Consider the following 15,320-nt stretch of genomic DNA (forward strand, 5'->3'; position numbering starts at 1 on the left):
AAATGCTTTATGATAACATTCTTCAAACCATAGGGAATACACCTACAATAAAACTTAATAATATGGCAGAGGATGATGCTGCAGAGGTTTATTTAAAACTGGAAATGTTTAACCCTGGAGGCTCTGTTAAAGATAGGATCGCCTTGAATATGATTGAAGATGCTGAAAAAAAAGGGCTTATAAAACAAGGAGATACCATCATAGAACCAACCAGTGGTAATACTGGTATAGGTCTTGCACTTACAGCTGCCACAAAAGGATATAATTTAATTCTTACCATGCCAGAATCAATGTCATTGGAAAGAAGAAAACTGCTTAAAGCCTACGGGGCAGAAATCATCTTGACAAAAGCACCTTTAGGTATGAAGGGAGCTATTGAAAAAGCTATGGAACTGGTGGAAGAAAAGGGGTATCTTATGCTACAGCAATTTGAAAATCCTGCAAATCCAGATGCCCATAGAAAAACAACTTCTCAGGAAATACTCAAGGACTTTGGGGAGGATTTACATGCATTTGTGGCAGGGATAGGTACTGGCGGAACCATAACAGGTGTAGGAGAAATTCTTAAGGAAAGTTTAAGTGGGTTAAGGGTTATTGGTGTTGAACCTGAGGAATCAGCTGTATTATCTGGTGGAGAAGCAGGAGCCCATATGATTCAAGGGATTGGAGCTGGATTCATACCAAAAACCTTAAATGTAAATGTATATGATGAAATAATACAAGTCAGTAATAAAGCAGCAATTGAAACGGCTAAAAAGCTTGGTAAAAAAGAAGGTATTTTGGCTGGTATTTCCGCAGGGGCCAATCTTTATGCCGCTCTTCAGGTAGCAAAGAAGTTAGGTAAAGGAAAAAAAGTACTAACGATTATTTCAGATACTGGGGAGCGTTATCTTTCTACCATATTATTTAATGATTGAGAAGGTGATTAAATGGAATTTCAAACAAAATTGATTCATGGCAACTGGAGAGGAGAACATCAAACAGGAGCTACCAACGTACCCATCTATTATTCAAATGCTTTTGTGCATAGATCAGCAAAAGAACTTGAGAATATTTTTACAGGGAGGGATACTGGTTATGTTTACACCCGCATAGCCAATCCAAGTGTTGAAGCATTTGAGAAAAGAATAGCTGCTATTGAGGGTGGTATGGCAGCTGTAGCCACATCCTCTGGCATGTCGGCAGTATATCTTGCAGTAATGAATATTCTTAAACCTAACGATGAGATGATCTGCTCTTCTGGGGTGTTTGGAGGAACCTATAATCTTTTTAAAAACCTTGGAGACTATAATATTCACGTAAAGTTTCTAGATAAACTAGATGAATCAACTTTAAGTAACGAGATTACGGAAAAAACGAAAGTAGTATTTGCTGAGACAATAGGTAATCCTAAGCTTGATGTTCTAGATATAGAAGAAGTGTGAATAATACATTAGAAGAAAAAGAACAGATGGGGGTTTATGAAGATTTAGTCAGAATATCTGTAGGGATAGAAGATCCTAAAGATATTTTGGAGGATATAGAGCAGGCATTAAAAAGCCTTTAGAAGGAGGGGGATTATGCACCCAATAGATGTAATAGAGGATACTTCTATAGAATCTATACTGAGTTTTATTGAAGATGAGATTGTAAAATATCAAACAAAATATACAATTTTATCTTTTCAAGAGAATGTGAAGGATACTGAAGGGAAAAAGATTGTTGAAATAATAAAAAAGCATTTTGATATTTTTGTGATTTTAAAATCAGATATACCTAACGATCAACAACATATAGAAGAATATTTTTCTTATGGGGTGCATGGTATCTATTTTGATAAGAACCCAAATACTTACTCCAAAGAAGACATTGAAATAATGGCTTTTGCCACAGAATTATTTCCACGTGGCTGGGTTTTTGCAAATACACAAAACAATGAAGGTATGATAGAAGAATTACTATCACTAAAGATTATACCTGTATTGTTGGAAGATGATACTACCCTGGTAAATTTCATTAAATCCCATGAGGATTTTAACAAAACTTCACGTAACCTAATAAAATCAATACCTTTGCTAGATAAGAAACAGATCAGTTATTCTCTAGCAGATAAAATAAAAATGAAAATGCTTTTAGAAACCTTAAATTTAAGACAAAAACTCATGATCAAAAGTATAGATGAATCCTTTAATTCCAGCGGGCTATAGGGGGGATGTGCTAGTGAAGACCACAGCAAAGAGCAATTTTTATATAGATAGAAGACCATTAATCACATTATTTTTAATAGAATACAAGAATGCGATTTTACTATTATTTTCCTTTTTTGTATTTTTTATATTTATTTCAAATGGAAATATTCCTCAAGATATGTCGATACAAGCATACCAGGCATTGGTTATATTTTTATTTGCAAACTTTCTATGGATAACCAACGTCATTCCTCTTGCTATTACAAGCCTTATGGTTATGGGGCTTTTAGCCACCTTCAATGTCCTACCAGATGAAAAAATATATTCTTTTTTTGGTAATAAGGCGTTGTTTTTTATTATAGGTGCATTTGTTATATCCGCTGGAATTTCTACTTCTGGGCTTAATAAAAGAATAGCATATTATTTTTTGTCAAGGTTTGGAGATAAGCCCCATAAGTTAACACTTTCGATTTTTCTATTATCTGCTTTTTTAGCCCATGTTATGCCAGCACATGCGGTAGCAGCAATGCTTTTTCCGATACTAATGTCCATAAGTAAAAGGTTAGAGTTAGATAGTAGTTCTATATTAGGAAAATACATGTTTTTTGCATTGGCATGGGGCAGTGTGTTAGGTGGTGTTGTGACCTTTCTGGGTGGTGCAAGAAACCCTCTTGCCATAGGTATTCTGGAAGAAGCTACTGGCGAAAGCATTGGATTTTTGGAATGGATGATAGCAGTGGCACCACCTATCTATTTGATTATGATCATGGTTTCTATTTATCTTGCAAAACAAGTAAGTGTCTCAACAAGAGATACAGAAATCTTAAAAGAACTGTTTTCAGAGACCGGAGAAAGAATGAGTAAAATTCATCTAAAAGAGATCAAAGCATTAATCATACTAGTAGGGACAATTTATATGTGGATTTTTCATAGTAAAAGATTTGGAATTGCTAATGTAGCCCTTATTAGTGCAGCCTTGTTCTTTGTACTCAATGTCATAGATTGGGAAGATGCAAAAAAAGAAATAAATTGGGGCGCAATCCTTATGTACGGTGGAGCAATTGCTCTAGGAAAAGCCTTAGAGGAAACCGGATTGCTAGAGTATATAAACCAAAACTATATTTCTAATATGAATTTTTCTACCTTAGGATTTATACTGGTTGTGTTTTCTATAAGCGTATTTCTTACTGAGGGGGTTTCCAATGCAGCGGTTGTGGTAATCTTACTTCCAGTAGTTATAAAAACAACAGCAGCTCTAGGCCTTCCCTCTACTTTAGCGGTATATTTAGTGGCATTACCCTCCGGGCTAGCTTTTATGTTTCCTATGAGTTCACCACCTAATGCGATAGCATTTTCTTCTGGATATATAAAATCCAGTGATACCCTGAAGATAGGGTTTGCTTTAAATATTATATCTATAGCAATAGTTACTGTGTTTGCTTTAACCTACTGGCGTATAATTGGTGTTTATTAGGAGGTTATAATGATGAGTGACAATAATATTGTTTGGCACGATACTAATATAAAAAAAGAAGATCGTGAAGCTTTATTAAAACAAAAAGGAGTGGTACTTTGGTTTACCGGTTTATCTGGTTCTGGGAAATCTACAGTAGCTAATGCGGTAGAAAAGAAATTGTTTGAAGCAGGTAGAGCTACCTACTTACTAGATGGTGATAATATAAGGCACGGTTTAAACAAAGATTTGGGCTTCAATACAAGAGACCGTATAGAAAATATAAGAAGAATTGCAGAAGTAAGCAAACTCTTTGTGGATGCCGGCATTATTACACTTAGTGCCTTTATTTCACCTTTTATAGAAGATAGAAATAATGTAAGGGGTCTGCTAAAAGATAGATATATTGAAATATTTGTTGATTGTTCTTTAAACGTATGTGAGGGTAGAGATCCTAAAGGACTCTACAAGAAAGCTAGAGCAAGAGAAATAAAAGACTTTACCGGGATAGATTCTCCTTATGAAAAACCTATCAATCCTGAAATTATAGTTCGTACCGACATTCAAAGGGTTGACGAATGTGCAAGTGAAATAATCAAGTACTTAACTGTAAATGGATTTATCGGATAAAGGAGTGGTAGTTTTGAAATTTGATATAAAGATGATAGAAACAGATGTACTTATTATTGGTGGGGGAACCGCTGGTTGTTTCAGTGCACTTACCATTAGTGAAAATTCTAATTTAAAAGTTGTAATTACAGATAAGGCCAATATAAAAAGGAGTGGTTGTTTAGCAGCGGGGGTCAATGCTATAAACGCCTATATTGGTAAAGGTGAGACTCCAGAATCCTTTGTAGAATATGTAAAAAAGGATTCTGAAGGAATTATTCGTGAAGATTTGGTTTACAGTATAGCAAAAGGTCTTAATAAAGTAATGAAGCAGCTTGAAGATTTAGGATTACCAATTTTGAAAGACGAAAATGGTGAGTATGTACAAAGGGGAAAGAGAAGTATAAAAATTAATGGTGAAAACATAAAACCTCTCCTTGCAGGAACGGTAACAGATAAAGACAATATCACTGTTTTAAATAATGTAAACATTGTAGACTATCTATTTAAAGATGGTGATGTCATTGGGGCTATAGGTTTTTCTCTAAAAGAAAATAAAATTTATGAAATCTATGCGAAAAAGACCATATGTGCAACCGGGGGAGCTTCAGGACTCTATAAACCAAACAATCCTATTTTTTCTAAACATAAAATGTGGTACAGTCCATTTAATACGGGAACCGGATACGCTATGGGTATTAGAGCGGGAGCTGAAATGACTTCTTTTGAAATGAGATTTATAGCCTTGAGGTGCAAAGATACGATAGCACCTACAGGTACTATTGCTCAAGGGATAAAAACAGTACAGATTAACGGAAAAGGTGAAGAGTATGTAGGAAAATACGGCAAACCTACAACTCATATGAGACTTTACTCTACAGTGATGGAAAATCTTAAGGGCAATGGTCCTTGTTTTTTAAAAACAGAAGGAATTTCAGAAGAACAACAAGAGGAGTTATTTAAAGCCTACTTAAATATGGCTCCGGCCCAAACTTTAAAATGGTTAGAGGGGAATACTGGTCCAACTAGTCAAAATGTTGAAATTGAAGGAACCGAACCATATATTGTGGGAGGTCATACTGCCAGTGGTTATTGGATAGATAGTGATAGGAAAACCACTTTGAAAAATCTTTATGCAGTGGGAGATGTAGCGGGTGGAAGTCCTAAAAAATATGTGACCGGATGTTTTGTAGAAGGTGAAATAGCTGCTATGTCCATCATAAAGACAATAGAAGATGTAGCAATTATTAAGCTGGATAGTGAAGAAATAAGGGAAAAAATCACATATATATCTAGCTTTTTTAATAATCCTTCATCCCAACACAGTATCGAAGAAATTGAAATAGCTATGCAAAAAATTATGGATGAATATGCAGGTGGTATATCAAAGGCTTATATGTATAACAAGACAAAATTAGAAATCGCAGCCAAACGTATTGAGGAACTTTTCGATATAGTAGATACATTAAAGGCCAATAGTTTATATGATTTGCTATCTATATTTGAGATTATCGATCGGTTATATGTATGCAAAGTATTGATTAAACACTTAGAATCTAGAAAAGAAACGAGATGGAGATGTTACCAAGAGAATACTGATTTCCCTGAGAAAGATGATGAAAACTGGATGAAATATATTAATTCAGTATATAAAAATGGTAATGTAGAAATTTTATTTAGACAATTAGTTGGGAGGGACAAAATTTATGAGCATACGAATTGATAAAAATAAATGTATCTCGTGTGGTAAGTGTTGTAATGTTTGTCCTGGTAATCTAATTGATAAAGATGATGAAAATAAAGCTTTTATAAAATATTCACAAGAATGTTGGGGATGTACTGCTTGTCTAAAAGAGTGTCCGGCACAAGCTATCAAATATTATTTAGCAGCAGATATAGGTGGTAAAGGTGGATACCTATATAGTAAAAATCATGGAGATTACATGGACTGGTATGTGGTAAGCTCTGATAATAGAAAGTATCATATAAAAATTAATAAGAAAGATTCTAATGCGTATTAGAGGGGGATGAAAATGGATCATTTAACGAAACTAGAAAATAAGTCCATCCATATTTTAAGAGAAGCTTATGCAAATTTTAAAGATTTAGGTATGCTTTGGTCAATAGGTAAAGATAGTACTGTACTGGTACATCTGGCAAGAAAGGCTTTTTTTGGTCACGTTCCATTTCCACTAGTTCATATAGATACTCATTATAAGATACCAGAAATGATTGAGTATAGAGATAATTATGCAAAAAAATGGAAACTTGATATGATTTATGGACAAAACATTGAAGCTTTGGCATCTAAAAATACTTTTCCTCATGGAAACTGCAGTAGATTAGAATGTTGTAAATTATTAAAGACAGAAGCACTAAGAGCTACATTGAATGGAACAGGTCCAAGATTTAGATTAAATCATGAAACAGGCAAATACGAGCCAGAAAAGAATCCAACGGCTTTCACAGGAGTCATAGTTGGTGTCCGTTCCGATGAAGAAGGGTCAAGATCTAAGGAAAGATATTTTTCTCCTAGAAATCAAAAAAATGACTGGAATATTGGAGAGCAGCCTCCAGAGTTTTGGAACCAATATAAGACAGACTTTGCCCCCGGTACCCATGTAAGAATACATCCTCTTCTTGATTGGACAGAATTAGATCTTTGGGAATATATTTTACGGGAAAAGATTCCAATGGTATCTTTATATTTTGACAAAGGAGAAGGAAAGCGATATAGATCACTGGGATGTGGTCCATGTACTCAACCGGTAGAGTCAACTGCCAGTACAGTAGAAGAAATTGTAGAGGAATTAAGAACAGGTAAATTTTCTAATATTGCTGAGAGAAGTGGAAGAGCACAGGATAAAGAAGACGGCGGAGGCTTAGAGGAATTAAGAAAAGCTGGATATATGTAAATGCAACAAGAGTGTGCGATAAGTGCGGCAAGCGGAGCCATGAGGGAGCCATGGGGACGGTTCGTCTGTCTTGCCGGCAAAGCCGGCAACCGTAGGGAAGACTGAGGAACCGTCCCCGTGGCGTAGCGGATATTACATGAAAAATAGCAAATAATAGCAAGGGATGGGATTGATGATGAACAATAATTTAAATAAGAATCAATTGTCAGTGATAAAATCTCAACAGTCAAATATTAACGAAAATATGAATATTGTTATAGTAGGACATGTAGATCATGGGAAAAGCACTATTATTGGAAGGCTTTTAGCTGATACCAATTCATTACCAGAAGGAAAATTAGAACAAGTAAAGGAAACCTGTAGAAAAAATGCAAAGCCATTTGAATATGCTTTTCTATTAGATGCTTTAAAGGATGAGCAAGCACAGGGAATTACAATAGATGCTGCCAGGGTATTTTTTAAAACCCAAAAAAGAAAATATATTATTATAGATGCCCCTGGACATATTGAATTCCTAAAAAATATGGTTACCGGTGCAGCAAGAGCAGAAGCTGCTTTACTGGTAATAGATGCAAAGGAAGGGGTAAGGGAAAACTCCAAAAGACATGGCTATCTATTATCTATGCTAGGAATAAAACAAGTTGTTGTTCTGATAAACAAAATGGATCTTGTGGAGTACAAGAAAGAAAGGTATGAAGAAATTGTAGAAGAATATAAAGCTTTTCTCTCGGAAATTGGAGTAGAAGCAGAATCTTTTATTCCTATTAGTGGTTTCATGGGAGAAAACATCACTTCAAGTTCTGACAAAATGCCATGGTATAGTGGAATGACGGTATTAGAAAAATTAGATAAGTTAGAAAATAAAAAGGATGTTAAAAACCAAATATTTAGAATGCCTGTACAAGGAGTATATAAATTTACCGCCGGGGGAGACGACAGAAGAATTGTGGCGGGAACCATTGACACAGGCAAAGTAAAAGTGGGAGATGAAGTGATTTTTTATCCTAGTGGTAAAAAATCAAAAGTAAAATCTATAGAGAGATTTCATGCTCCAAATATGGATGAGGATACAGTCGGAAGTGCAACAGGATTTACCCTTGAAGAGCAGATATATATTACTAGAGGGGAATTAGCCTGTATAGCAGGAGAAAATAAGCCGGAGGTTTCCACCCAGATAAAAACAAAACTATTTTGGTTAGGAAGAGAAGATTTAAATAACACTAGAGACTATTATTTAAAAATAGGAACACAAAAGGTGAAAGCACAACTTGAAGAGGTAGTAACTGTTCTTGATGCCTCCACTTTATCTAATACAGAAAGACAGTATGTACAAAGACATGAAGTAGCAGAAGTGGTTTTTAAATTAGAAAAAGCTATTGCATTTGATAAGGCAGAAAACTCAACAGAAACCTCAAAATTTGTCCTTATTGACAACTACGAAATATCTGGTGGGGGGATTATTGTAGACAGCTTAGAGAATGAGGAGATTTGGTTAAGTCAAAGAATTAATGAAAGAAAGATAAAGTGGAAGGAAAATGCTGTTACAAGGAAAGAAAGAGCTAGTCGATTTGTACAAAGACCTATAATGGTTTTGATCTCTGGTGAAAAAGGTTTAGACAAGAAGGATATTGCAACCTATATTGAAAGGGGACTTTTTACGGAGGGAAGAAATGTCTATTATTTTGATAGCGAAAGTACCTTTTTGGGAACGGATGCAGAAATAGAACAAGAAAATTCTATAGAAAATAGAAAAAAACAGTTTCAACAGTTTGCTGAAGTATCGAATTTATTGCTGAATGCAGGGAATATACTTATAACAGCTATAGAAGATATACAAGAAGAAGATATAAATACTATAAATAGGATAGTGAATTCGGAAAATCTAAAACTAGTATGGGTAGGAGGTACAGAGGATTATTTCCTTCCTATAGATGTAAATATAGAAGAAAATGAAACGAAAGAAAGAATATATCTAAAAATAAAAAAAATGTTGATAGATACTAGAGTTATTTTTGAGCCACAAGGATTATAAAAGATGAAAGCCTCGAGAGTAAAAAATATGTTAAAGTATCCTTATGTTTTCTGCTGTAACTCTTTTAGAGTGAGTAAGTAATAGTTTATTTTCCTTAAAACATAGTTTGTCAGTTATCAATTTATGCTAGAATAGCATAGGAACAATGGAAAGAGTGGGTTTTACAGAAGGAGGGTTAATAACATGATACAAGAAAAATGTAATAAATTAAGGGAAAACATAAAAAGGCTTGAAAGTGTAGCAGTTGCTTTTTCGGGAGGAGTAGATAGCACTTTTTTATTAAAGATAGCACAAGAGGCATTAAGAGAAAAAGTAATTGCAGTTACTGCTAGATCCTCTACATTTCCAGAAAGGGAGTTTAATGAAGCCAAAAGGTATGCACAAAGTATAGGAGTAAAACATATTGCTATGAGAAGTCATGGGGACATTTCGTTTGTCTTATTTTATGTTGCTATTGACAAAATGCACAAACATATTTGGGAAATTAGTGCATAGACGTAAAAATAACACTATGATATAGTTTAATAATCAAATAATTCTGAGAAATGAAACGTTTTTATATCAACATCAATATTTTGTTTTAAAATTTTATATTTTAGTGGCAAAGGCGTCACTGACATGAAAATGTCCGTGGCGTTTTTTGTGTTTTTGAAAAAGAAAGGGGAGTTTCTAGTGTTAGAAAAAGTCAATCAAGTTCCGATAAAATTTGTTTTTGGAAAAGGAAGTTTGAAAAATATTGGAGTATTAACAAAGTCCTATGGGAAACGTGCGTTTGTTGTTACGGGACGTAGTAGCACTAAAAAGACTGGGGTGCTTGATCGTGTGATTGGATATCTAAAGGAGAAGGATATAGATACGGTTGTGTTTGATGAAGTAGAATCCAATCCCCTCACTACTACAGTAAAAAGAGCAGCGAGTCTATTAAAAGAACATGAATGTGATGTGGTAATCGGCTTAGGGGGAGGTAGTTCTATGGATGCTGCTAAATGTATTGCTTTTTCTGCCGTTAATGAAGGAGATATTTCCGATTATATTTTTGGCAAAGAAGGCAAAAATGCCCTTCCTATCATTGCTATTACTACAACAGCTGGAACAGGGAGTGAAGGAGACAGTTTAGCAGTTTTGACGAATCCTGAGACCAAAGATAAAAAATCATTAAAAAGTCCATATATTTATCCAAAAGTATCCATTATTGATCCAGAGTTGATGATGACATTACCTTCTTCCATGATTGCTGCTACAGGATTTGATGCGTTATCTCATTCGGTTGAAGCATTTTTAGCAAAAAATAGCAGATCTGATATAGAGGAAATGGCGTTAGAAGCGATAGGATTACTGTTCAAATTTTTACCAAAGGTTTATAAAAATTCAACAGATACTGAAAGCTGGGAAAAGGTGGCTTATGCCAATACGATAGGAGGGATTGTCATTGACCAGGCAGGGGTGGTACTACCCCATGGTATGGAACATCCTGTCAGCGGTCTACTTAATGCTACCCATGGAGAGGGATTGGCAGCATTATTTCCGAAAATATTAGAATTTTCTTATAAAGGCTGCCAAGAAAAATTTCTAAGGATGGCCAAAGTAATAGGTATTGAGGAGCAAGGATTGACAAAAGAAGAAGCGGCACTGCAATGTGTTAAAGCTTTTGAAAAATTGTTGAAGGCGCTGGATTTACAGGTGACACTAAGTCAATTGGGAGTAAAGGAAACCCATGTAGATTGGTTGGTGGAAAATGCAATGAAAACAATGACTTATGCAATCTCTAATCATCCGATTCCCTGTAAAGAAAAATCTTTAAAAGAATTATATGTGGCATGTTTATAGATTTTCAACAAAAGGCAGGAAATTCTAAAAATAGAAATCATGTTATTATTAATTATTATTTTTCAATAAAACTATAATGTATAAGGAGGAGAGGTTATGAAAAACAAGGAGGAGACTTTTAGTAGAGTATTATCTCAAAAAGATGTAATGGCATTATCCTTTGGTGCCATGATTGGATGGGGCTGGGTTGTATTAGCAGGAGAATGGATCCATAAGGCAGGAACCTTAGGGGCCATGACTGCATTTTTGCTGGGTGGAGTAATGGTCTTGTTTGTTGGTCTTACTTATGCAGAACTAACGGCTGCTATGCCGAAATGTGGCGGAGAGCATGTCTTTAGTCAACGTGCTTTGGGAAAAAATGCTTCCTTCATTTGTACGTGGGCCATTATTCTAGGGTATATTTCGGTAGTTGCCTTTGAGGCGGTTGCTTTTCCCACAGTAGTTGAATACTTATTTCCTAACTATCTTCAAGTGAAAATGTATACAGTGGCAGGATATGATGTGTATTTGACCTGGGTATTGGTGGGGGTTATTAGTTCTATTGCAATCACAGTTTTGAACTATTATGGGGTCAAACCAGTGGCAGTAATGCAAGGAGCGGTTACGATAATGGTGGCTGTTGTAGGTCTGTCCTTCTTCGGAGGATCACTGGTTAATGGAAATAGCCAGTATGTACAACCACTTTTTATTGATGGAATGAAGGGGATTTTAGCGGTTGCTATTATGACACCTTTTATGTTTGTAGGATTTGATGTAATTCCTCAAGCAGCAGAAGAAATTGATATGCCCTTTGAAAAAATTGGTAAGATACTGATTTTATCAGTGGTCATGGCGATTGGCTGGTATGTGATGATTATTTTAGGGATTTCATTGTCTCTACCGAAACAAGCATTAGAAGCCTCCACTATACCTGCTGCTGATGGGATGCAGGCGGTTTTCTTTAATAGTTCTTTAGCGTCAAAAGCAATGGTTATTGCAGGGATTGGAGGAATAATAACCAGCTGGAATTCCTTCTTTGTAGGTGGTAGTAGAGCCATTTATGCATTAGCTCATTCCAAACAATTACCAGCTTTTTTAGGAGAATTGCATCCAAAATATAAAACACCTACTAATGCTATTTTGTTAATTGGAATTCTTTCTTCCTTTGCACCTTTACTGGGAAGACGTATGTTGGTTTGGTTAGTAGATGCTGGTGGCTTAACAATTGTTGTAGCTTATTTTATGGTAGCTTTATCCTTCTTAGTATTACGTTGCAAAGAACCAAATATGCCAAGACCATATAAAGTAAAAAACGGAAAAGCTGTAGGGTTTATAGCAGTAGTATTAAGTTTAGGAATGATGGTTCTATATCTACCTGGAGCACCAGCAGCTCTTATTTGGCCATATGAATGGATGATCGTTCTTGGATGGACAGTGTTAGGTGTAATCTTCTATGTTTGGGCTAAATTATCCTATACTGAAGTTTCTCTCAAGGAATCTCCAATAGAAGCAGAAGAAAGTATTTAGCAATTTATATATGTATATAGAAAATGGAGGGGAACAAAATGGAGTGTGTCGTAGAAAAAGTAATCATAGGAGAAATTCCAGCTAGAAAAATAATAACAAAGAGGGTTCCAGGCAATAAATCTTTAGAATGGATCCAAAAGCGACAGCAGTATGTGGCAAAAGGGGTCGGTAACATCACTCCTGTCGTGGCAAAAACAGCTAAAGGAGCGCTGATAGAGGATCTAGATGGTAATGTATTTCTTGATTTTGCAGTTGGAATTGGGATGCAGAACATAGGCCATGGACATGATGCAGTGATCAAAGCCGTTCAAGAACAAGTAGAGAGTTTAGTACATCCTTGTTTTCATGTGACAATGTACGAAGGGTATATAAAACTGGCGGAAGAATTAGCGAAAAAAGCACCAGGAACAGGTGAAAAAAAAGCAATGCTAGCCAATAGTGGCGCAGAAGCGGTGGAAAATGCTATTAAGATAGCAAGGAAATATACAGGGAAACCAGGAATTATTTCTTTAGAATGTGCTTTTCATGGAAGAACCTATATGGCTATGACTTTGACCAGTAAAGTAAAACCCTATAAAAATGGTTTTGGTCCCTATGCATCGGAAACCTATAAAATTCCATCTGCCTACTGTTATAGATGTCCATATGGAGGTGCAGAAAACTGCAATATGGGTTGTTTAGAAAAAGTAAAAAATCTATTAAAAGGGGAATTATCTCCCGAGAATATTGCCGCTTTAATTGTTGAACCTATACAGGGGGAAGGTGGGTTCATTCCACAGCCATCAGCATTTCTAAAGGGATTAGAAAAAATCTGTAAAGAAAATAATATTGTTTTTATTGTAGATGAAATACAGTCAGGGTTTGCTAGAGCCGGTACCTTGTTTGCCAGTGAAGGATGTGGATTAGATCCTGATTTAATGACATTATCCAAAAGCCTCGGGGGAGGCATTCCCATTAGCGCTGTTGTTGGAAAAACCGAAATCATGGATGCACCAGCAGCAGGTGAAATAGGAGGAACCTATGGAGGTAGTCCCCTAGGTTGCGAGGCTGCTTTAGCGGTTTTAAAGGTTATTGAAACAGAAAACATCCTTGCAAAAGCAGAAAGTATAGGAAAACAGTTAAAGAAAAGATTACAAAGCATGCAGGATAGATTTGAAGTTATTGGGGATGTCCGAGGTGTTGGGGCTATGTATGCAATAGAGTTTGTGAAAAATAAAAAAACTAAAGAACCTTATCCAGAAATCATAAAACGGATTACTGAATATGCATTGCAAAAAGGGGTTATATTTATTAATGCAGGTATTTACAGTAATGTCCTACGATTTTTACCTCCTTTGGTTATGACAGAAGAACAAGTAGAAGACGGAATGAATGTATTAGAAAAAGCAATTGAAAGAAGCTTATAACAAAAAAACATAGAAAATCCCTTGTTTTATGAAGCAAGGGATTTTACAATAAAAAGAAAGCAGTTTCTCGATGGAAGAAGGGATAAAGATGTCGATTTGTTGCCAAGAATTATTTGCGTTACCTTCTTTAAAATCTTTGAAGTTAATAGCAGGGAAAGAAGGGCTAGATAGAAATATTCGATGGGTTTATGCAGCTGAAGTTATTGAAGATGTTACAGAACTTACACAGTGGTTACATGGTGGAGAACTTGTTATTATCACAGGAATAGGGATTCGAAACAAAGAGGCAGTTTTTATTGAATTGATGGAAAAAATTCATGAAAAAAACTTAGCTGGACTCATCGTATGTATAGGACCCTACATTGAAAAAATACCTACCTCTGTGATAGAACTAGCTAATACATTCAATATTCCTTTGTTTACACTACCATGGGAAGTACCCTTAGTGGAAGTGACACAAGATATTTGTACTTATCTTATTCATAGGGAAAGACAATGTAACGAGGTGGAACAATTCCTACAGCAAATTCTCTTTTTAGAAGGAGAAAATTCGAAAAGTCTAAAAGAACAAGCAGCACTTATTGGGCATGATTTTGATCAAAGCCATAGGGTGATTGTAATAAAGTTAGATAATTTTGCTAGTTTTATCAAAGATAATCAGATGAAGGAAAGTACTGTTATAGCCTTCAAAAAAGAATTTCAGCAAATAATAGAAAATTTTTTAAAGGATACATACAAAGGTTTTTCTCTTTTCGTTAACGATGCTATTATTATGTTGGTTAATGGGGAGATCTTTGACAAACAAATGCTAAGAACAACGCTATCTTTATTACAGGAAAAGATTCAACAGGGGATTGGATTAACTGCTAGTATAGGTATAGGCACAAAATACAATCAGCTTTCTCAATATAGGAAAAGTATGGAGGAAGCAAGACAAGCACTAAAAGTATCTAACCAAAAAAATCATAAAAATGAAATTATATTTTATGAAGAGATGGGGATTTTTTCTTTATTAGGGGAAGTTGAGAATCTCAAGGTACTAAAAAAAATTCATAAAAGAATGTTAATTCCCCTTTATGAATACGATAAAATTAACGAAACCCATTTGGTTGAAACCCTGAAAAGATTTTTAGAGAATAGTAAAAATATGCATGCCACGGCGAAACAACTTTTTATCCATAGAAACACATTAAAATATCGTTTAGAAAAAATAGAACAACTGACAGGTTATGCTTTAAATAATCAAGAAGATTGTTTTCATTTTCAATTAGCCTACTATATTCATGATTTTTTTAAGGAATAGAAAAAAGGGGATATCGGGAAATAGATAGCCAATAAAATAAGTCGGTATGACTCATGAGAGTTGTACCGACTTTGTCTTGTAAATTTTTTTAAAAATATAAA

15 protein-coding genes are annotated in these 15,320 nt (G+C 35.1%); all 15 read left to right on the plus strand.

The window, feature by feature from the left end; translation table 11 throughout:
• Positions 1-2: 2 nt before the first annotated feature.
• The 15 genes from cysK to CHB72_RS20765 all read left to right on the plus strand — a co-directional run bounded on the left by cysK (position 3) and on the right by CHB72_RS20765 (position 15,219).
• Complete coding sequence (gene cysK, locus CHB72_RS20695) at positions 3-917, plus strand: cysteine synthase A (protein WP_089284782.1); 915 nt, start codon at positions 3-5, stop codon at positions 915-917.
• 12 nt (positions 918-929) lie between these two features.
• A complete protein-coding gene (locus tag CHB72_RS20700; protein ID WP_089284783.1) occupies positions 930-1,424 on the plus strand; it encodes a PLP-dependent transferase in 495 nt (164 codons plus the stop codon).
• Entirely contained in the window at positions 1,421-1,546 is a 126-nt protein-coding gene (locus CHB72_RS20705; protein ID WP_089284784.1) for a PLP-dependent transferase, read from the plus strand. Before CHB72_RS20700 ends, CHB72_RS20705 begins: the two co-directional genes overlap by 4 nt.
• 13 nt (positions 1,547-1,559) lie before the next feature.
• Positions 1,560-2,186: a hypothetical protein gene (locus CHB72_RS20710; RefSeq protein ID WP_089284785.1), complete on the plus strand. Its 627-nt coding sequence runs from the start codon at positions 1,560-1,562 to the stop codon at positions 2,184-2,186.
• 13 nt (positions 2,187-2,199) lie between these two features.
• Complete coding sequence (locus CHB72_RS20715) at positions 2,200-3,642, plus strand: SLC13 family permease (protein ID WP_089284786.1); 1,443 nt, start codon at positions 2,200-2,202, stop codon at positions 3,640-3,642.
• Between the two features lie 12 nt (positions 3,643-3,654).
• Positions 3,655-4,251: an adenylyl-sulfate kinase gene (cysC, locus tag CHB72_RS20720; protein ID WP_176431515.1), complete on the plus strand. Its 597-nt coding sequence runs from the start codon at positions 3,655-3,657 to the stop codon at positions 4,249-4,251.
• Between the two features lie 4 nt (positions 4,252-4,255).
• On the plus strand, positions 4,256-5,953 hold the full coding sequence (locus CHB72_RS20725; RefSeq protein WP_334293338.1) for an adenylyl-sulfate reductase subunit alpha: 1,698 nt from the start codon (positions 4,256-4,258) through the stop codon (positions 5,951-5,953).
• Positions 5,937-6,251: a 4Fe-4S dicluster domain-containing protein gene (locus CHB72_RS20730; RefSeq protein ID WP_089284789.1), complete on the plus strand. Its 315-nt coding sequence runs from the start codon at positions 5,937-5,939 to the stop codon at positions 6,249-6,251. The genes CHB72_RS20725 and CHB72_RS20730 overlap by 17 nt, the downstream gene beginning before the upstream one ends.
• 12 nt (positions 6,252-6,263) lie before the next feature.
• Entirely contained in the window at positions 6,264-7,145 is an 882-nt protein-coding gene (cysD, locus tag CHB72_RS20735) for a sulfate adenylyltransferase subunit CysD (protein WP_089284790.1), read from the plus strand.
• A 172-nt stretch (positions 7,146-7,317) separates the two neighbouring features.
• A complete protein-coding gene (locus CHB72_RS20740; protein ID WP_089284791.1) occupies positions 7,318-9,177 on the plus strand; it encodes a GTP-binding protein in 1,860 nt (619 codons plus the stop codon).
• Positions 9,178-9,360: 183 nt separating this feature from the next.
• On the plus strand, positions 9,361-9,672 hold the full coding sequence (locus CHB72_RS20745) for an asparagine synthase-related protein (RefSeq protein WP_089284792.1): 312 nt from the start codon (positions 9,361-9,363) through the stop codon (positions 9,670-9,672).
• A 177-nt stretch (positions 9,673-9,849) separates the two neighbouring features.
• The gene (locus CHB72_RS20750) at positions 9,850-11,004 is read left to right on the plus strand and encodes an iron-containing alcohol dehydrogenase (protein ID WP_242975219.1); all 1,155 of its coding nucleotides are present in this window, start codon (positions 9,850-9,852) and stop codon (positions 11,002-11,004) included.
• 96 nt (positions 11,005-11,100) lie between these two features.
• A complete protein-coding gene (locus CHB72_RS20755; RefSeq protein ID WP_089284793.1) occupies positions 11,101-12,510 on the plus strand; it encodes an APC family permease in 1,410 nt (469 codons plus the stop codon).
• Between the two features lie 38 nt (positions 12,511-12,548).
• A complete protein-coding gene (gene gabT / locus CHB72_RS20760; protein ID WP_089284794.1) occupies positions 12,549-13,916 on the plus strand; it encodes a 4-aminobutyrate--2-oxoglutarate transaminase in 1,368 nt (455 codons plus the stop codon).
• Positions 13,917-14,004: 88 nt separating this feature from the next.
• Positions 14,005-15,219, plus strand: coding sequence for a PucR family transcriptional regulator (locus CHB72_RS20765; protein WP_176431516.1), 1,215 nt, complete (start codon positions 14,005-14,007; stop codon positions 15,217-15,219).
• Positions 15,220-15,320: the final 101 nt, after the last annotated feature.

Source organism: Anaerovirgula multivorans, assembly GCF_900188145.1.
Lineage (GTDB): Bacteria > Bacillota > Clostridia > Peptostreptococcales > Natronincolaceae > Anaerovirgula > Anaerovirgula multivorans.